The sequence below is a fragment of the Pseudomonas sp. JAI120 genome, from assembly GCF_014207255.1.
In the GTDB taxonomy this organism is placed as follows: Bacteria; Pseudomonadota; Gammaproteobacteria; order Pseudomonadales; family Pseudomonadaceae; genus Aquipseudomonas.
The window spans coordinates 883,816-902,641 of the sequence record NZ_JACHCZ010000001.1 but is presented as its reverse complement, the minus strand read 5'-3'; the positions used below and the strand labels follow the sequence as shown (position 1 = coordinate 902,641).

The following is an 18,826-nucleotide window of genomic DNA, read 5'->3' as shown; positions in this document are numbered from 1 at the left end:
GATGTCGTTGATTACAACCATCGAAGATTTACGCAAGCTGGCGCAAAAGCGTGTGCCACGGATGTTCTACGATTACGCCGATTCCGGGTCCTGGACTGAGAGCACCTACCGGGCCAATGAAAGCGATTTTGCCCGGATCAAATTCCGCCAGCGCGTGGCGCGCAATATCGATGAACGCTCGATCCGAGCCAGCATGATCGGCCAGGACATGGCCATGCCGGTGGCCCTCGCACCTACGGGCCTGGCCGGCATGCAGCATGCCGATGGCGAGATTCTTACCGCCCGCGCCGCCGCTGCGTTTGGCCTGCGCTACACCTTGTCGACCATGAGTATCTGCTCCCTCGAAGACATCGCCGAGCAGGTCGGCAAGCCGTTCTGGTTCCAGCTGTATGTGATGCGCGACCGCGCGTTTGTCGAGCAATTGATCGAACGTGCCAAGGCGGCCGGTGTGGATGCACTGGTGCTGACCCTGGACCTGCAGATCCTCGGGCAACGCCACAAGGACTTGATCAACGGCCTGTCGGCACCGCCCAAGCTGACCTTGCCGAACATCCTTAACATGGCCACCAAGCCGCGGTGGGTGATGGGCATGCTCGGCACCCAACGGCGTGGCTTCGGCAATATCGTCGGGCATGTGAAGGGTGTGGCGGACATGAGTTCGCTGTCATCGTGGACCGCCCAGCAATTCGACCCGCGCCTGAGCTGGGACGATGTGGAATGGATCAAGCAGCGCTGGGGCGGCAAGCTGATCATCAAGGGCATCCTCGATGTTGAGGACGCGCGCCTGGCCGCCAATTCCGGTGCCGACGCACTGGTGGTGAGCAACCACGGTGGCCGCCAGTTGGATGGTGCGCCGTCGAGCATCAGCCAGTTGCCGGCGATTGTCGACGCGGTGGGTGAGCGGATTGAAGTGTGGCTGGACGGCGGCATTCGCTCCGGTCAGGACGTGCTCAAGGCGATGGCACTCGGCGCCAAAGGCACCATGATCGGTCGCCCGCATTTGTATGGCTTGGGCGCGATGGGCGAAGCGGGGGTGACCAAGGCGCTTGACATCATCGCCCGTGAGCTGGACGTAACGATGGCACTGTGTGGCTATAACGATATACGCGATGTGAATCGCGAGATTTTGCTGCCGGGTACATTCCCCGAAACCGTTTAGTGAGCAAAAAAATCGTAAAAAAATAAAAAGAGTTGTCCACGAAAACCGTGGGTATCTCTGTGGATAACTTTGCGAACGCCCGGCAGGGTTGGCGATTTAACCAAAGGTTAATATTTGACCAACTGCCGGCCATGTCCAGTATGGGCAGGGTTTGCGCTTGACAGCCAAGCGCGAACCCAGTGCCGAAAAGCAGATTTATGACTCGTTGTTATGACCTGGAGTGTGGGTGACCACCTGTGCTGGCATCTTCGCTTGCATCAGGTTATTGAGTGCCTGGCGATAGCTGCCACCGGCCAGGCTCATGCTGTTGTTATGGCTGGCACCCGGCACCAATAAGAGGCGTTTGGGTTGCCGGGCCGCTTCAAATAGTTGCTCGCTGAAACGCGGCGGCACGTAGCGGTCGTCCAGGCCATGGACCACCAGCAGCGGCATGTGAATGTCGGCGATCTTGTCGATGGAGTCGAACTTCTGCGACAGCAGCCAGCGCACCGGCAACGATGTATTGGCTACCGCTGCGGCCACATCGGCCAGGGAGGTGAAGGTGGACTCGATCACCAGCCCACGCACTGGCAGCGGCGTTTGCCGGCCCAGCTCCGCCGCCAGGTCGATGGCCACCGCGCCGCCGAGTGAGTGCCCGTAGATCAGGCGTTTGCCGGGGTCCGGTTGCAGCACCTGGAAACGTTCCCAGGCGATGCGTGCATCTTCATACACCGTGGTTTCCGACGGCAGTTCGCCATGGCTCTGGCCGAAACCGCGATAGTCGATGGCCAGCACCGAGTAACCCAGGGCGTGCAATTGCTCGATGCGAAACAGCTGCCCGGTGAGGTTCCAGCGTACGCCGTGCAAGTAGAGGATCGCCGGCGCGTCCTTGTTGGCTGCCGGGTACCACCAGCCATGAATGTTCTGCCCCGATTTGAAACTGGCGGGCTTGAGTTCGAATTCCTGCACCGCCTTGGGCAAACCGCTGTACCAACTGGCGGTGCCGGGCTCGATGCGAAACACCAGCTCGCGCTCCTTGTGTTGCAGCACCGCGCAGCCCACTGGCAGGCCGACGATCAACAGGGCCATGCACAGCAGGGGAAACCAGCGCAGGCTCAGGCGCGATAGAAAACGAGAGGGCATGAAGATTCCAGGGCAAAGGTGAAGTGGGCGTTTTACCAGATGGCCTACACCGGCAGGTATAAATTCGACGGCCGCCCACGGCGATTGCTTGCAAAGTGTTACAGCATTGAACAACCCGTACACCGGTTGTTAGGGTAGGCGGCCGAACAGGAGAGCAAGCACATGGATTTCACAGGTAAAACCGCCATCGTCACCGGCGGTGCGCGCGGGTTGGGACTCAGTTATGCACGGGCACTGGCCCTGGGCGGTGCCCGGGTGGTGATCAGCGATATCGGCGCTGACAAGGTGGGTGCCGGCAACGATGCCTCGGTGGTCAAGGCGGCGGCAGAAGCCTTGCAGGCCGAAGGGCTGGCGGTGATCGGGCATGGCGGTGACTTGTCCACCCACGAGGGCTGCCGGCAACTGGTTGCATATGCCGTCGAGGCCTTCGGTCAACTCGATATCCTGATTCACAATGCCGGTTGGGTGGGTTACCAGAACATCCAGGACCTGGATGCCGCGTTCCTGCAGCGGGCCATGGACATCAACCTCTACGCGCCACTTTGGTTGTGCAAACACGCCTGGCCGCATCTGCTGCGTTCAACCGCGCCACGCATTATCCTCACCACCTCCGACCGCGCCATGTACGCACAATACGAGCAGACCGGCCTGGTGGCCTACAGCGCCGGCAAGATGGCGCAACTGGGGATCATGAACGCGCTTAGCCATGAGGGCGCCGAGGCCGGCATCCGGGTCAATGCGATTTCGCCGGTGGCCAAGACGCGGATGTGGGGCGTGACCGAGGAACCCGACGAGCTCAAGCCTGATTGGGTAACCCCAGGCGTGTTGTTCCTCGCCTCCACACAGTGCGAGGACACCGGCTACGTCCTGCGGGCCAGCAACGGTCAATTCACCGCAACGCGCTTCACTGAGAATCCTGGTGTGGATTACCCGCGCAACCTGGCGCGGATCCACGCCGGCAGTGCTGAAGAAGTTGCGGCCGCGTGGCCTCGCATCAAACAAGCGTGAACCCCGATCACCCCTTTGGAAAAGAGCCAGCCATGGACAACAGCCCCGTTCGCATCACCGCCGAAGAGACTCTCTCGGACAACTGGTACCTGCTGAAAAAATACAGCTTCGACCTGCGTCGCCGCGACGGCAGTTGGCAAGCCCAGACCCGCGAGGTGTATGACCGCGGCAATGGCGCGACCATCCTGCTGTACAACCGTGAGCAACGCACGGTGTTGCTGATTCGCCAGTTCCGCATGCCCACCTTCGTCAATGACTACCCCGGTTACCTGATTGAAGCGGCTGCGGGGTTGCTGGACAACGCCAGCCCTGAAGAGCGCATTCGCCTGGAGGCGGAGGAGGAAACCGGTTATCGCGTCGGGCATGTGGAGAAGATCTATGCGGCGTTCATGAGCCCGGGGTCGGTCACTGAGCGGATTCATTTTTTTCTCGGCGAATACCAGCCAGGAGACCGGGTCGGCAGTGGCGGCGGCCTGGAAGAGGAGGGCGAGGACATCGAGGTGCTGGAGCTGGGTTTCGAGCAGGCACTGGCCATGGTGCAGAGCGGCGAGATCGCCGACGGCAAGACCATCATGCTGTTGCAGCACCTGGAGTTGCGCATGCTGAAAGAAGGCTGGTGACACCCTTCCAGCGCCCCGCTTAAACAGCACGTATATCCAATTTTCCCAACGCTGGCCCCGGCAAACTCCCCTCATCGCTGACATTTCAAGGCAGAGGGGCATCCCATGGACCCAGCACCACAGACAGGGCCCGACGAAATCGTCACCCTGGTCGTGAAACACCTGATCAAGGCAGGCCGCGAAGCCGACTACGAAGCCTGGCTACGCCGTACCGTGCGCATCGCCGGCGAGCGTCCCGGCCACCTCGGTGTCGACGTAGTGCGCAGTAAACAGAACGGCCTGGCGCTGTTCACCTGCGTATTGCGCTACCGCTCCACCGCTGACCTGGAAACCTGGCTCAATTCCCCCGAGCGCAACACCCTGATCGCCGAAGCCACGCCGATGCTGGCCGACGGCGACAAGACCGAAATCGGTGCGGTCAACGAATTCTGGTTCACGCCCCTGGCTGACAGCGCCGCCAAGCCGCCGCGCTGGAAGCAGGCGGTGGTCACCCTGTGCGTGATCCTGCCGCTGACCTTGTTGGTGCCGATCGTGTGGGGTCCGATCCTCGGCCTGCACCCGTTCCTGTCCAACTATGTGGTCGCGACCTTCCTGGTCACCGTGACCATCGTCCTGCTGGTGGTCTACCTGCTGATGCCGGCCGCCACTCGCCTGTTCGCTCCCTGGCTTGAAGCCTCTGTAAAGGAAACCCTATGAACGCCGATCTGATTCTGTTCAATGGCCAGTTCCACACCGTGGACCGTGAAAACCCGCGGGCAACCGCCGTCGCCATCCGCGAGGGACGCTTTGTTGCCGTCGGCACCGATGGCGAGGCCATGGCCCTGCGTGGCAGCGGTACCCAGGTCATCGACCTCAAGGGCCGCACCGTGATCCCCGGCCTCAATGACTCGCACCTGCACCTGATCCGTGGCGGGCTCAACTACAACCTCGAGCTGCGCTGGGAAGGCGTGCCGTCCCTGGCCGATGCCCTGCGCATGCTCAAGGAGCAGGCCGACCGTACCCCTACGCCGCAATGGGTGCGGGTGGTGGGTGGTTGGAATGAATTCCAGTTCGCCGAAAAACGCATGCCCACCTTGGAAGAACTCAACCAGGCCGCACCGGACACCCCGGTGTTCGTGCTGCACCTGTATGACCGCGCCTTGCTCAACCGCGCCGCCCTGCGCGTGGCCGGCTACACCAAGGACACGCCAAACCCGCCGGGTGGCGAGATCGTGCGCGACAGCAACGGCAACCCCACCGGCATGCTGGTGGCGCGACCCAACGCGATGATCCTCTACTCGACCTTGGCCAAAGGCCCGAAACTGCCGCTGGAATACCAGGTCAACTCCACCCGCCAGTTCATGCGTGAACTCAATCGCCTCGGCCTGACCAGCGCCATCGATGCCGGCGGTGGTTTCCAGAACTACCCCGATGACTACGCGGTGATCGAGCAACTGGCCAAGGATCAACAGCTGACGGTGCGCATCGCCTACAACCTGTTCACCCAGAAGCCCAAGGAAGAACTCAGCGACTTCAAGAACTGGACCGGCAGCGTCACCCTGCACCAGGGCGATGACTACCTGCGTCACAACGGCGCCGGCGAGATGCTGGTGTTCTCCGCCGCCGACTTCGAAGACTTCCTCGAACCCCGTCCCGACCTGCCGCTGACCATGGAGCAGGAGCTGGAACCGGTGGTGCGCCATCTGGTGGAACAGCGCTGGCCGTTCCGCCTGCATGCCACGTATGACGAGTCCATCTCGCGCATGCTCGATGTGTTCGAGAAGGTCAACCGCGACATCCCGTTCAATGGCTTGCCGTGGTTCTTCGACCATGCCGAAACCATCACCCCGAAGAATATCGAGCGGGTCCGCGCCCTCGGTGGCGGCATTGCGATCCAGGACCGCATGGCGTTCCAGGGCGAATATTTTGTCGAGCGCTACGGCGCCAAGGCTGCCGAAGCCACGCCACCGATCAAGCGCATGCTGGCCGAAGGCGTGCCGGTAGGGGCGGGCACCGATGCCACGCGGGTCTCGAGCTACAACCCGTGGACCTCGCTGTACTGGATGGTCAGCGGCCGCACCGTCGGCGGCCTGGAGTTGCACGCCGAAGGCCTGCCGCGCCTCACCGCGCTGGAGCTGTTCACCCATGGCAGCGCCTGGTTCTCCTCCGAGCAGGGCAAGAAAGGCCAGATCAAGGTCGGCCAATTGGCGGACGTGGCGGCGCTGTCGGCGGACTTTTTCAGCGTCGATGAAGAAGCCATCAAGTGGATCGAATCCGTGCTCACTGTCGTGGGCGGCAAGGTGGTCTACGGCGCCGGCGACTTTGAAGACTTCGCACCGCCACGCGTGCCGGTGCTGCCGGACTGGTCGCCGGTGGTCAAGGTGCCGGGGCACTGGCGCCCGAGTTCGTCTTTGCAAGCTCAAGTACACCAATGCAGCGGCCCGTGCGGCGTGCATTCCCACAGCCACGAAAAAGCGCGCCTTTCCAGCGTGCCGGTCAGCGACTTCCAGGGGTTCTGGGGCGCGTTTGGCTGCTCGTGCTTTGCCTTCTGATTTCACTACCCAAAGGAGTTACCCCATGACTTACTCGCGCTTGAACAAAGATGACGCCGTTGTCCTGTTGGTCGATCACCAGACCGGCCTGATCTCACTGGTGCAGGATTTCTCCCCTAACGAATTCAAGAACAACGTACTGGCCCTGGCCGACGTGGCGAAGTTCTTCAACCTGCCGACCATCCTGACCACCAGTTTTGAAGGCGGTCCTAACGGCCCACTGGTGCCGGAACTCAAGGAGCTGTTCCCGGACGCGCCGTACATCGCCCGTCCTGGCCAGATCAACGCCTGGGACAACGAAGATTTCGTCAAGGCGGTCAAGGCTACCGGTCGTAAGCAGATCATCATTGCTGGCGTGGTGACGGATGTGTGCGTAGCGTTCCCGACCCTGTGCGCCCTCGACGAAGGCTTCGAGGTGTTCGTGGTCACCGACGCCTCCGGCACCTTCAACGAAACCGTACAGCAGGCCGCCTGGGCCCGTATGACCGCCGCAGGTGCGCAACTGGTGAACTGGTTCGCCGTGGCCTGCGAGCTGCAAGTGGACTGGCGCAACGACATGGAAGGCCTGGCCAACCTGCTGTCGCCGCGCATTCCCAACTACCGCAACCTGATGAACAGCTACTCGGCGTTCACTGCCAAGTAACCGGTTTTCAAGCCTTTAGGTGATCAATGTGGGAGGGGGCTTGCCCCCGATAGCGGTGTATCAGTCAAAGCTATTGAGACTGACACACCGCAATCGGGGGCAAGTCCCCTCCCACATTTGATTTGTGATGTTGCGACCATCCAGTTATAAATCTCCAAACTGTCCACCGAGAAGCGACAATGAACCCCTTCGAAGACATGCGCCTGTTCTGCCAGGTCATGGAATCCGGCAGCTTCACCGCCGCCGCCGAACAGCTGGGCCTGTCCAAGCAATTTGTCAGCCGCCGCCTGATCCAGCTGGAAGACCGCCTCGGCGTGCGCCTGCTCAACCGCTCCACGCGCCGCCTGGATATCACGCCCCTGGGCCAGAGTTACTACGAATCCGCCTTGCGCCTGCTCGGTGAAGTCGAGCAAGTGGAGCAGGGCATCGCCGGCCAGAACAGCGAACCGCGCGGCACCCTGCGCCTCAGCGCGCCGTTGTCGTTTGCCATGGCCCATCTGGGTTGCCTGTTGCCGCTGTTTTTGCAGCGCCATCCGCTGGTCTCGGTGGAGGTCGACCTCAGCGACCGTCCCGTGGACCTGATCGGCGAAGGCTACGACCTGGTGCTGCGGATCGGCACCCTGGAAGACTCCACCCTGATCGCCCGCCGTATCGCCAGCATCCCGCGCGTGTATTGCGCCAGTCCCGACTACCTGGCCCTGCGCGGCACCCCGCAAAAACCCGAGGACCTTGCCGAGCACGACTGCCTGCCCTACGGCCATGGCCGCCAGGTGCAATGGCGCTTCAAGGGCAAGTTGCAGGCGCTGCCGGTCAGCGGCCGCATGCGTGTAAACAACGGCGACCTGTTGCGCGACACCGCCATCGCGGGGCTGGGCGTGACCTACTTGCCGACCTTTATCGTCGGCGACGCCTTGAAGGACGGGCGCCTGGTCACCGTCCTCGATGACTTTGCCCCCGAAGCCCTGACCCTGTCGGCGGTGTATCCCCAGCATCGGCAAAGCTCACGGCCGGTGCAGGCGCTGGTGGAGTTTTTGCGCGAACGCCTGGCTAGCGGCTGTTGAACAGCTGGCGAATCAGGTTCGGGGTGCTGCCGGTCCAGCGTTTGAATGAGCGCCGGAAGTTCGCCGCATCGTTGAAGTTCAGGTACGCCGCCACCTCATCATTGCTGTAGCCCTTGACCTGGTACAAGTGCAATGCCACCTGCTTGCGCACCCGGTCCACCTGCTGTTGAAAACCGGTGTCGTGCTTGTGCAACTTGCGCTTGAGGGTCGCCGGGCTCATGGCGAAGGCCTGTGCCGCCTGTTCCAGGCTGGGCGGCTGGCGCACCTGGTCGCGCAGGTACTCGTAGAGGCAGTCGAGAAAACTGCCGGCAAAGCCCAACTGCTCAATCTGCTCGCGGGCTTGGCGGCGTGCAACCTGGCCGGCCGTGGCCGAGGCACCAGGCCAGGTGCGGGTGAGGTATTCACGCGGGATGCTCATCATGTCCAGCGGGCGCTCGAAGCGCGTGCTCTCGCCCAGGTGCACCCAGTACTGCTCGATATAACGCGGTTCGGCATGGCTGAAACTGCACGTCCACGGCAGGCGCTCGCCGCTGAGCCATTGGCTCATGGCAACCAGCGAGGTCATGCTGGCTTCCAGCAGGAAACGCCAGTGCTCGCCGGCGCCGCAACTGTCCAGCCAGTACAGGTAGGCATGGTGCTCATCCAGCTCCAGTTGCAGGGTGGCCAACGGGCTGAGCAGCACCTGTTGCTGGATCAGTATCTCCAGGGCCTGGTGCAGGTTCTGCGCATGGCCAAGGGCGTGGCTGGCGGCACCGTAATAGCCCGGTAGCAGGCGCTGGCCAAACAGGAAGCTGCTGTCGTCGGCGTCCAGTAACTTGCGGCTGTTGCCGATCAAGCCGAAAAACTGCTGCGGGCTCAGGTGCGCGGTGCCGGCCAGGATGTCCTCGTGAAACAGCCCGGTGCCGCGCAGCAGGCGATGGCTGTCGATGTCGCGGGACAAGGCCAGGTCGATCAACGTGGCGGGTTGGTAATGCCCTGGGATAAAGCGGCTGTCGGCTTCATACCAGCTGGTTTTCACGGCCATCTCAGGCACTTTTCGCAAGCGGTTGCTTGGCCCTGGCCAATGCCAGGTTCAGGCGCTTGAGCAAGTCCTGAGGCGGCTCTTCAAGGGCCATGACCACGGCGGTGGTCGCGGCCAGTTGCAGGCGTTCGCCTTGTTGCCGGGTCTTGTGGGCCAGGCCGAGCACCGCTTGCTGCAACTCCAGCGCCAGCTCCTTGGCCTGGCGTTCGCCGGTATTGGGCAGCAGCACCACAAAGCGATCGCCGGCCAGGCGGCACAGCAGGTCCTGGCGGCGCAGGTTGAGCAGCAGCAAATGGCTGAGCGCCTGCAACACCGCGTCGCCCTCGGCATGCCCGTAGGCCTGGTTGATGGCGGCGAAGTTGTCCAAGTCCAGGGCCAGCAGCGACAGCGGTTGTTGCTGGTCGCGGCTGTCTTGCAGGCTGTCGGCCAATTGGCGCTTGAGGTAGTCGGCGCCGGCCAGCGGCGTGAGTTTGTCGAACAGTCGATGCTCACGGAACAGCCGCTCGCGTTTTTCCATCTGCGCGCTGATCGCCAGTTGTTCGCGGTGCCAGTGGTAGATGCCGATGGTCAGCAGGATCATGCCCACCGGCATCGGCCCGGACTCGAGCCAATGGTCCCAGGTGATGCTGTCGGGCAGGCGGATAAATTCGTCGAGGCTGTCGATCCACCAGGAGAAAAAGATGCACGACAGGCCCAGCGCCAGGTAATTGGTGACGCGCCCGGCGGGGCGGCTCTTGAGCACCAGGCCCAGCCACACCAGGGCGAGCAGGGCGGAACCGCCTTCGCCGAAGATATCCAGCCACACCCATTCGCTGACGCTTTTCAACTCGCCACAGGCCAGGTTCAGGATCAGCCCGAGGTTGGCGGCGATCAGCAGCAACGAGAGTTTCCAGCGGTGGGGCTTGAGCACGGAAAACATGGCCGCGGGTCCTTGGGCAAATGAGCGATGGGCGCCAGCACAGCAGATGGATGTGACCGTTGGATGACGGTGGAGGAGGGTCGAATCAGCTCAGCTCAAACACACTGGAGATGAAAAAATGTGGGAGGGGGCTTGCTCCCGATAGCGGTGGATCAGTAGAGAAACAGGTGACTGACCCACCCCTATCGGGAGCAAGTCCCCTCCCACATTCGATCTGCTGAGGTCATTTCAGCTCATTTCAAACCGGAAATCGGCTAAACCCCTCGGTTTATGGGCCTGCCACAGACCTTCTGTCACAGAACCGTCATCCCCCACCCCTAGCTTGCCCTCCCAGTTGCCGGGCCCCTTGCCTGGCGCCAACGGATTCTTGGGGAGGATTGCATGTACAAGCGCACCGGGCTCGTCAGCTTTACGCTTACCGCCTTGGCCCTGGCGATGGCCAGTGAACGGTTGAGCGCCGCCGAAGCGAGCGCCACCGAGCATGTCGAAGTGATCGGCCAGGCTGCCGCCATCGACCAGGCACTCAAGGAGCAACGCAGCGCCGACAGCATCAAGAGCGTGGTGCATGCCGACGGCGTGGCCCAGTTGCCGGATCAGAACGTCGCCGAAGCGGCGCAGCGCCTGCCGGGCATCAGTGTCGAGCGCGACCAGGGCGAAGGGCGTTTTGTCAGCGTGCGCGGCCTGGGCCCGGACCTCAACAGCGTGACCATCAACGGCACCCTGGTGCCCGCCCCGGAAAGCGCGCGCCGCGCCGTGGCCCTCGATGTGCTGCCCTCGGAGCTGGTGCAGTCGCTGTCGGTGATCAAGACCCTCACCCCGGACATGGACGCCAACTCCCTCGGCGGCACCGTCGATGTGCAAAGCCTCTCGGCCTTTGACCATAAAGGCCTGTTCTATACCGGCAGCAGCGAAGCCAGCTACGACAAGAACACCCGCCAGACCAGCCCGAAATTCTCCGGCGCCGCCAGTAACCGTTTCAGCCTCGGCGACGGCATCGACAACTTCGGCGTCGCCGCAGCGCTGAGCTGGCAAAAGCGCGACTTCGGCTCGGACAACGTCGAAACCGGCGGCGCCTGGGACTTTACGGACGGCGCGCGGCTCAACGAGTTCGAACAACGCGACTACGACATCAGTCGCGAGCGCGCCGGCGGTGGCCTGAACTTCGACTACAAGCCCGACGACCTCAGCAGCTACTACCTGCGCACCCTCTACAGCCGCTACACCGACACCGAAACCCGCAACTCCACCAGCATCGAGTTTGCCGACCCCCAGGCCCCGGGCCAACTGGGCGATGCCGAGGGCAAGCGCAAGCTGAAAAACCGTGAGGAAACCCAGGAAATTCAATCCTATGTGTTCGGCGGCGAACGCATGCTCGGCCTGTGGACCTTAAGCGGCCAGGCCGGCTACAGCCAGTCCAGCGAAGACAGCCCGGCGCATATCGCCGGCGCCACCTTCGACGGCGGTGACTTTGCCAACAGCGGTTTCTACGACAAGGACAAACCCCGCCCGATCATCGGCAGCGGCTTCTACGACGCCAGCAACTTCAGCCTCGACAAGGTTGATTGGGAAAAACAGAACACCCAGGACACCGAGAAAAACCTGCGCCTGGACCTGGCCCGCGACTATGACCTGAGCGGCTATGCGTCCCAGGTCAAGTTCGGTGGCAAGGTCAGCCGTCGCAACAAGGACAACGACCTGGAAGCCTGGGTCTACGAAGACCTCGACACCCTCGGTTTCAGCGCCGACCAGCTCAACCTCACCCGGTTCCAGAAGGGCAGCGTCGACTATCGCCTGGGCAACTACGGCCCCGGCATCAGCCCCGGCGCCATCAAGCAGCTGATCGGCAGCCTCAACCCGGCGGACTTCTATGACCAGACCGAATCGCGGGTCAACGACTTCACCATCCGCGAGGACATCAACGCCGGCTATCTGATGAACACCCTCGACATCGACGACTGGCGCTTTATCGCCGGGCTGCGCTACGAAGGTACCGAGTTCGAAGCCAAGGGCACCGGCGCCACCGATGGCGTGTTCACCCCCACCGAGACCAAGCGCCGCTATCATCATTGGCTGCCGGGCCTGCATGCGCGCTACAAGATCGACAAGAACACCCAGGTGCGCGCGGCCTGGACCAAGTCGGTGGTGCGCCCGACGTTCGGCCAGTTGGCGCCGGGTTTTGTGATCGACGATGACGAAGCCACCTTCGGCAACCCGGACCTCAAGCCCCTGGAATCGAGCAACCTTGACTTGGGTATCGAGCACTTCATGGGCCGTGCCGGCACCGTGTCGGCGTTCGTGTTCTACAAGGACATCAAGAACTTCGTCTACAACACCGACCTCGCCGGCACCGGCGCCTGGACCAATTTCTCCGAGGCTCACACCTACGCCAACGGCGACAGCGCCAAGCTCTACGGCCTGGAACTGGCCTACTCACAGAAGTTTGACTGGCTGCCGGCGCCGTGGAACGGTTTGCTGGTCGGCGCCAACAGCACCTTCAGCCGCTCCAGCGCCGATATCGAAGGCTTCGACGCCGCCAGCGGCACGAATCGCAAGCGCAACATCAGCCTGCCCAACCAGTCGGACACCGTCGGCAACCTGATGCTCGGCTGGGAGGACGACAAGCTCAGCCTGCGCCTGTCGGCCAACTACAAGTCGGCCTACCTGTATGAACTGGCCTCGATCAACGACAAGGCCCACGACCTGCACGTCGACGCGCAGACCTTCGTCGACTTCAGCGCGCGCTACTCACTGACCAAGAACCTGAAGGTCAGCTTCGAGGCCCAGAACCTTACCGATGAGTCGTACTTCGTCTACACCGGCCACCGCAGCTACAACGGCCAATACGAAGAGTACGGCCCCACCTACAAAGTGGGCCTGACCTTCACTCATTTTTGAATTCAACACATGCCAAATGTGGGAGGGGGCTTGCTCCCGATGGCGGTAGGTCAGATACAAATTTATTGACTGGTACACCGCTATCGGGAGCAAGTCGCGCCGCCCCTTCCACATTGGATCTCTATTGCTTCCGAAGGATTTGCTTGTTCATGAGAATTTCCAAGCTGTACCTGCTGATTGCCCTGGTCACCAGCGGCAATGCGTTCGCCGCCGACCTGGCGCTGACCCCGTGGGCACCCAGCCTGAAGGCCCAAGCCGTGGCCTTCCTGCCCAACGCCACCGAGCGCGTGGCTGCCAGCACCCGCGACGGCCTGCAACTGCTCGACAGCAAGGGCGCCGAGCTGGCGCGTTTCAAAGGTAATTTCAGCAGCCTCGACACCCGCGCCGCAGGTGCCCAGGTGCTGGTCGCCAGCCTCGACAACGACCGCCAACAGGCGCTGCTGATCAGCCTGGACAGCGCCGGCAAAAACTGGGGCAAGCCGCTGTACCTGCCGACCCGCGACTACCCGGTGAACGGCCTGTGCCTGTACCGCGACGCAGCGGCCAACCTGTTTGTGTTCCTGGTGGGCGAAGAGGGCAAGGGCGAGCAATGGCTGGTGGGCAACGGCTCGACGCTGCTCACCGATCCCCAGCGCGTACGCGGTTTGCCGCTGCCGCCGTCGGCGCAGTTCTGCCAGGTGGACGATGCCACCCAGCAGTTGCTGGTGAATGAAGAGAATGTCGGCTGGTGGGCCTACCCGGCGCACCCGGAAGCCGAGGTGAAACGCACGCCGGTGGCGCTGTTCGACACTCCCAAGCGCGAAGCCGGGGCCATGGCGTTGGTACCCGGTGGCGTGGTTGCGCTGGACCCGAAGACCGCCCGGTTACACCTGTTCCAGCACACCGGCGAGCGCTGGGTGGAGCAATCGAGCCTGGGCCTGCCGGGCCTGAAAGAACCGGAACAATTGGCGATCAATGGCCGCCAGCTGCTGGTACGCGATGACGACAGCGGCACGCTCTACCAGGCCAGGCTCGACTGGCAGGCCACACCCGTCGCGGCGGCTGCGGTGCTGCCGGAAGTCGCGGCCTTGCGCCAGAGCGACCCGGTCGGCCGCCAGGGCGATGCGGCGGATGACCCGGCGATCTGGATTCACCCGGAAACACCGGCCAACAGCCGTGTGCTCGGCACCAACAAGAAACAGGGCCTGCTGGCCTACGACCTCGACGGCAAGCTGTTGCAGGAGCTGGCGGTGGGCCGCCTGAACAATGTGGACGTGCGCCCCAACTTCAAGCTCGGCGCGCAAACGGTCGACCTGGCGGTGGCGAGCAATCGCGACCACAACAGCCTGAGTCTGTTCAGCATCGACCGCCGTAGCGGCGAGCTGCGTGAGGCCGGTGAAGTGCCCACGCCGCTCAAGGAAATCTACGGTATCTGCCTGTTCCAGCCCGCCAGCGGCGAGATCTACGCGATTGCCAACGGCAAGGACGGCACCTTCCTGCAATACCGCCTCAGTGCGCCGGACGGCCGTGTGCACGGCGAGCTGGTGCGCCAGTTCAAGGTCGATAGCCAACCCGAAGGCTGTGTGGCCGACGACCAGCGCCAGCGCCTGTTTATCGGTGAGGAGGACGTCGGCGTATGGGCGGTGGATGCGCGCGCCGATCAACCGGCGACGCTCACCAGCGTGATCAAGGTCGGCCCGCAATTGCATGCGGATGTCGAGGGCCTGGCGCTGTACCAGAGCGATAAACATGACTACCTGGTGATCTCAAGCCAAGGCAATGACAGCTACCTGGTGGTGGATGCCGAACCGCCGTTTGCCGTGCACGGCGGCTTCCGTGTCGGCTTGAACGCCGCCGCCGGTATCGACGGCGCGTCGGAAACCGATGGCCTGGAAGTCACCGCCATCAACCTCGGCGGGCCATGGAGCCAAGGCATGCTGGTGGTGCAGGACGGGCGCAAGCGCATGCCCGAGCAAACCCAGAACTTCAAGTTCGTGCCCTGGGCCGAGGTCACCCGCGCATTGAAATTGCCGTGAACCGTCATCAACCGGTCATCACTTTTTAATCGAATGGGAGATTCACTATGCACGCGACGATGGAACATATGACGATCTGGGGTTTGATCAGCGACGCCAGCCTGTTGGTCAAGGCTGTCATGGTCACCTTGCTGTTGGCGTCCTTGCTCAGTTGGTACCTGATTATCCAGCGCGGCAGTGTGTTGCGCCGCCTGGAACGGCAGTTGAATACGTTTGTGCAGCGCTTTCGCGTCGCGCCGGATTTGCAGGCACTGTCCCGTGAGATCCAGCAGGCGGGCGAGGGCGGCATTGCGCCGATCTTTATCGCAGGGGTCCAGGAATACCAGCACCTGCACAGCCATGACCCGGCGGTGCTTGAAGGCGTGGAGCGGGCCTTGCAGGTGGCGATTACCGAGCAGGAAATCGAGCTGGAAAAGGGCCTGCAATTTCTGGCGACCGTGGGTTCGGTCAGCCCTTATATCGGCCTGTTCGGCACGGTGTGGGGCATCATGAATTCCTTTATCGGTCTTTCCCAGGTGCAACAGGCGACGTTGTCCACCGTAGCGCCGGGCATCGCCGAAGCCTTGATCGCCACGGCCATCGGCCTGTTTGCGGCGATCCCGGCGGTGATCGCCTATAACCGCTTCGCGGCGCGCGGCCAGACTCTGCTCACCCGTTACTACGCCTTCGGCAACGAGCTGCAAGTGCGCCTGCACCGCACCCTGCGCGGTACGTCGATCAACCTGGCCGCCGCCGCCTGAAAGGAGCAACTCCCATGTTAGTCAGGCCGCAACGCAAGCACGGGCCCAAGGCCGAGATGAACGTGGTGCCGTATATCGACGTGATGCTGGTGCTGCTGGTGATCTTCATGGTCACCGCGCCGATGCTGACCCAGGGCGTGAAGATCGACCTGCCCAAGGTCGCCGCCGAGGCGTTGGCTACCGACACCCGCCAGCAGATCCTCACGCTGTCGGTAAAGGCCGACGGTGGCTACTACTGGAACCTCGGCGGCGAACTCGATACCCAACACCAGACCGACAGCGCCGTGAGCCTGGATGAAATGGGCGCCAAGGTCATGCAGGTGGTGGCGGCGCGCAGCGACACCCAGGTCTATATCCGCGCCGACGACAACGCCGGTTACGGCCGTGTGGTCGCGGCCATGGCGGTGTTACAGAAGGGTGGAGTCAGCAACCTGGGGCTGGTGACCGAGGCCCCGCAATGACGGCGATGATCATGCACAGTCCCTCCCTGACGATGGCGCCCCGGGATGCTTCCGGGATTTGGAGAAACAGCCTCGCCGCCAGCCTGGCGGTGGCGCTGCACGTCGGCGTGCTGGCCGCGTTGATGCTGGGCTGGTCGACGGAGAAGCCTGTGGTGGATGCCCCTCGGGTGATGCACACGCAGTTGGTCATGCTGCCACCGGCGCCAGCGCCCGAGCCTGAACCGGTGGTGGCTGCACCCGCACCGCCGGAGCCGGTGGTGATGCCGGTGCCGGTGCCGACAAAGCCCACGGTAGACCCGCAGGTCCAGGCGCAAAAACTCGAGAAAGCCGCCCTGGCGCGTAAACGCGTCGAAGACAAGAAAATCGAGCAGCAGCAGGAACGCCTGGCCAGCGAACAACGCAACCGCGAGCTGGAACAACAACGCCTCAATCAGCAACGCCTGGCCGCTGAAAAAGCCCGGGTTGCCACACCCGCGCCAGCCCCGGCCCCCGCCTTCGACAGCCGCCAATACCAACCCCTGAGCAAGGAGGCACCGGACTATCCCGAGCGCGCCCTGGACAAGAACATCGAAGGCGACTGCACCTTGGAGTACAGCGTCAACACCCAAGGCCGCGTGGAAAACCCCAAGGTGCTGGACGGCTGCCACCCATTGTTTATCCGGCCGTCACTGGCGGCGGCGAACACTTTCCGCTACCAGCCGAGGATCGTTGATGGCAAGGCCGTGGCCGTACCGGCAGTGCGCAACACCTTCCACTACCGCATCAAATGATATTTCCCCGTCGACCCAATGCCAGTCAGTTAAGGCATTTTGTAGGAGCGAGCTTGCTCGCTCCTACAGGAGGCGATGTACGCTTAACTGACTGGCATTAGGGCATGCCCCCTCCCACATGGATTTTGTGGTGTTTGGTCAGGCGACTTTCTGCTCGCGTTCAGCAATCAGCTGTCGGGTGAGGGGGATCAACCGCCTGCCATAGTCGATTGCATCATTGAGCGGATCAAACCCACGAATCAGGAAGGTGGTGATGCCGAGGTCGTAATAGTCGACCAGCGCCCATGCTCGTCCACGGTAGGGGCCGCGACAGCCTGTGTAAAATGCCGTTTGGTTCTAACCTAACTATTAAAATATAGAATCATGTTTGTATGCAGTGATCAGTAAATTGCATTTTGAAGGCGTTGCTGACGTTAGATAACGTTGTGTTTTTTTCGGGCCTGAGGTCTGATGAGCGCCGAAAACGGCACCTCGAAGGTTAGGCAGTGATGCGGGCAGAACTTGCGCAATATGGCGGCATTACGGTCATGATTCCGGCCGCACTGGTGATTGCTGTCTGGTTAAGGTATTCCACGCCGTGGGCATTGCGGGCCTGGATAATAACGCTGGGTATTACTTATTCGATCGTGGCGGCCAGCAAGTTGCTGTTTAAAGGTTGGGGCTTATCCTTCCAGCACTTGGATATTGCTGTAATAAGTGGCCATGCCATGAACACCTGTTTGATGGTCACGGTGGCAACGAGTGTGCTGGCCCGCCAGTTCAACTTGGCCTGGCGTTGGCCGGCGGCGTTGGCGGGATCAGTGATAAGTATCGGGTTCAGTGCTTATTGTGTCGCGCCTTATATACATCCGCTGAATGAAGCCCTGGCCGGTGCCGCATTGGGGGCGACAGCCGCCATTGTGTTTCTGTGGCGTGTTGATGCCGCACCCATCAAGGTATCCCCAGCGTTCATCGGCGGCGGGCTGGTGTTTTTGCTGGTCTGTGCGCTGGTGCCCAAGTACAACGCGGAGTTGCTGCTCAACCGCGTCGCGGTGATCCTGTCAGGTGCCGACCAGGCCCATCAAGAGCCTGCCTGGCGGCTGGAAACGGCGCACAGGAAGGCCGAGTAAGTCGCCAGGTCCAGCGCCAGGTTGCTTTCCACCATCAGCGCGAGCAAGGTCGTCTGCGCGTTGAAGCGTTGCGCATTGCCACGGCGCCGCGCGCGTTTCATCTGCTGGAACAGCGCATGGGTAATCTGCTGGGGGGAACTGCCTCGCAGCTGGTCCAGCCAGCGGCCGATGGCCCGGGTGTTGCGCTGGTACTGCGCGCCCAGCACCGGCTCGGCAAACCCCTCGAATATCCCCGTCAGCCGGCGCAGCGCATAGCCGCGTCTCAAGCCTGCCCACAGGTTCATGGCCGCTCCTCGGTGCCGCAGATATTGGCCAGCAGTTCAGCGGTCTTGACCTGCATGAACTGGCTGTCGCCGCGACTTTCCACGCACAGGCACACGGACAGCGGATCACTGACCTGCAACTTGAAACGCCAGTCGGCGAAGACCATGGAAAATCCGGCGCCGGAGGCATCGCTGTCCAGTGAGTTATCGGCATACAGCACCTGGATGCGCTCGATGACATGGGTTGAGTCATGCACTTCCACGTGAATATTTCCCGAAGAAGGAAATAGGCCAATACGTTCTACCAATAACTTTGACGTGTTCATGGCCGTCTCCTATCTGGTGCATTCAAATGGCACTTTATTATGAGGCGATGAAAAAATACCGGAATGTTATTTTTAGTCGGGTAATGCGGTGGTTGTTATTTTTTGTCTTGCGCGATAGATGGTCTCTGTTTGTAGGCTGTGGTCATAATTACTCGGTAGTTAG

At 62.1% G+C, this 18,826-nt stretch carries 18 protein-coding genes and 1 pseudogene; 13 read left to right on the top strand and 6 right to left on the bottom strand.

The features are described from left to right. Position 1 precedes the first annotated feature (1 nt). Positions 2 to 1,159: an alpha-hydroxy acid oxidase gene (locus tag HDC32_RS04060; RefSeq protein ID WP_184742633.1), complete on the top strand. Its 1,158-nt coding sequence runs from the start codon at positions 2 to 4 to the stop codon at positions 1,157 to 1,159. A 195-nt stretch (positions 1,160 to 1,354) separates the two neighbouring features. Here HDC32_RS04060 and HDC32_RS04055 read toward each other — a convergent pair whose 3' ends face one another. Further along, positions 1,355 to 2,281 (bottom strand): alpha/beta hydrolase, encoded by a 927-nt coding sequence (locus HDC32_RS04055; RefSeq protein ID WP_131699223.1) that lies wholly within the window; start codon positions 2,279 to 2,281, stop codon positions 1,355 to 1,357. Between the two features lie 162 nt (positions 2,282 to 2,443). On the opposite strand from HDC32_RS04055, the gene HDC32_RS04050 reads away from it, so the two are divergent. The 6 genes from HDC32_RS04050 to HDC32_RS04025 all read left to right on the top strand — a co-directional run bounded on the left by HDC32_RS04050 (position 2,444) and on the right by HDC32_RS04025 (position 8,144). Then, complete coding sequence (locus HDC32_RS04050) at positions 2,444 to 3,289, top strand: SDR family NAD(P)-dependent oxidoreductase (protein ID WP_184742632.1); 846 nt, start codon at positions 2,444 to 2,446, stop codon at positions 3,287 to 3,289. 32 nt (positions 3,290 to 3,321) lie between these two features. Beyond that, positions 3,322 to 3,909, top strand: a complete 588-nt coding sequence (locus HDC32_RS04045) for an NUDIX domain-containing protein (RefSeq protein WP_131699225.1) — start codon at positions 3,322 to 3,324, stop codon at positions 3,907 to 3,909. A gap of 105 nt (positions 3,910 to 4,014) precedes the next feature. Then, positions 4,015 to 4,605, top strand: coding sequence for an antibiotic biosynthesis monooxygenase (locus HDC32_RS04040; RefSeq protein ID WP_131699226.1), 591 nt, complete (start codon positions 4,015 to 4,017; stop codon positions 4,603 to 4,605). Beyond that, on the top strand, positions 4,602 to 6,440 hold the full coding sequence (locus HDC32_RS04035) for an amidohydrolase (protein ID WP_184742630.1): 1,839 nt from the start codon (positions 4,602 to 4,604) through the stop codon (positions 6,438 to 6,440). Before HDC32_RS04040 ends, HDC32_RS04035 begins: the two co-directional genes overlap by 4 nt. Positions 6,441 to 6,465: 25 nt before the next feature. After that, positions 6,466 to 7,083, top strand: a complete 618-nt coding sequence (gene ycaC / locus HDC32_RS04030) for an isochorismate family cysteine hydrolase YcaC (RefSeq protein ID WP_131699228.1) — start codon at positions 6,466 to 6,468, stop codon at positions 7,081 to 7,083. A gap of 179 nt (positions 7,084 to 7,262) precedes the next feature. Further along, on the top strand, positions 7,263 to 8,144 hold the full coding sequence (locus HDC32_RS04025) for a LysR family transcriptional regulator (protein ID WP_184742628.1): 882 nt from the start codon (positions 7,263 to 7,265) through the stop codon (positions 8,142 to 8,144). Here HDC32_RS04025 and HDC32_RS04020 read toward each other — a convergent pair. Beyond that, a complete protein-coding gene (locus tag HDC32_RS04020; protein ID WP_184742626.1) occupies positions 8,131 to 9,168 on the bottom strand; it encodes an AraC family transcriptional regulator in 1,038 nt (345 codons plus the stop codon). The two genes, HDC32_RS04025 and HDC32_RS04020, sit on opposite strands and share 14 nt — an antisense overlap. Before the next feature lies 1 nt (position 9,169). Then, a complete protein-coding gene (locus HDC32_RS04015) occupies positions 9,170 to 10,084 on the bottom strand; it encodes a GGDEF domain-containing protein (RefSeq protein WP_145337467.1) in 915 nt (304 codons plus the stop codon). A 381-nt stretch (positions 10,085 to 10,465) separates the two neighbouring features. On the opposite strand from HDC32_RS04015, the gene HDC32_RS04010 reads away from it, so the two are divergent. From HDC32_RS04010 to HDC32_RS03990, 5 genes are all read left to right on the top strand, one after another. Beyond that, positions 10,466 to 12,979, top strand: a complete 2,514-nt coding sequence (locus tag HDC32_RS04010; protein ID WP_184742624.1) for a TonB-dependent receptor — start codon at positions 10,466 to 10,468, stop codon at positions 12,977 to 12,979. A 149-nt stretch (positions 12,980 to 13,128) separates the two neighbouring features. After that, positions 13,129 to 14,994 (top strand): phytase, encoded by a 1,866-nt coding sequence (locus tag HDC32_RS04005; RefSeq protein ID WP_184742622.1) that lies wholly within the window; start codon positions 13,129 to 13,131, stop codon positions 14,992 to 14,994. 47 nt (positions 14,995 to 15,041) lie between these two features. Beyond that, positions 15,042 to 15,734, top strand: coding sequence for a protein TolQ (gene tolQ, locus HDC32_RS04000; protein WP_167655772.1), 693 nt, complete (start codon positions 15,042 to 15,044; stop codon positions 15,732 to 15,734). Between the two features lie 14 nt (positions 15,735 to 15,748). Continuing rightward, positions 15,749 to 16,195, top strand: a complete 447-nt coding sequence (gene tolR / locus HDC32_RS03995) for a protein TolR (protein ID WP_027607142.1) — start codon at positions 15,749 to 15,751, stop codon at positions 16,193 to 16,195. After that, entirely contained in the window at positions 16,192 to 16,965 is a 774-nt protein-coding gene (locus HDC32_RS03990; RefSeq protein ID WP_184742620.1) for an energy transducer TonB, read from the top strand. Before tolR ends, HDC32_RS03990 begins: the two co-directional genes overlap by 4 nt. 138 nt (positions 16,966 to 17,103) lie before the next feature. Here HDC32_RS03990 and HDC32_RS03985 read toward each other — a convergent pair. Further along, positions 17,104 to 17,253 (bottom strand): annotated as a pseudogene (locus HDC32_RS03985) (alkanesulfonate monooxygenase); the annotation flags it as partial. 200 nt (positions 17,254 to 17,453) lie between these two features. Between HDC32_RS03985 and HDC32_RS03980 the strand changes: the two are divergent. Then, on the top strand, positions 17,454 to 18,074 hold the full coding sequence (locus HDC32_RS03980) for a hypothetical protein (protein WP_260403599.1): 621 nt from the start codon (positions 17,454 to 17,456) through the stop codon (positions 18,072 to 18,074). Here the strand turns inward: HDC32_RS03980 and HDC32_RS03975 are convergent. Beyond that, a complete protein-coding gene (locus tag HDC32_RS03975; protein ID WP_145337473.1) occupies positions 18,026 to 18,358 on the bottom strand; it encodes a hypothetical protein in 333 nt (110 codons plus the stop codon). The two genes, HDC32_RS03980 and HDC32_RS03975, sit on opposite strands and share 49 nt — an antisense overlap. Beyond that, the gene (locus HDC32_RS31985; protein WP_256663551.1) at positions 18,355 to 18,663 is read right to left on the bottom strand and encodes a phosphomannomutase; all 309 of its coding nucleotides are present in this window, start codon (positions 18,661 to 18,663) and stop codon (positions 18,355 to 18,357) included. The genes HDC32_RS03975 and HDC32_RS31985 overlap by 4 nt, the downstream gene beginning before the upstream one ends. Positions 18,664 to 18,826: the final 163 nt, after the last annotated feature.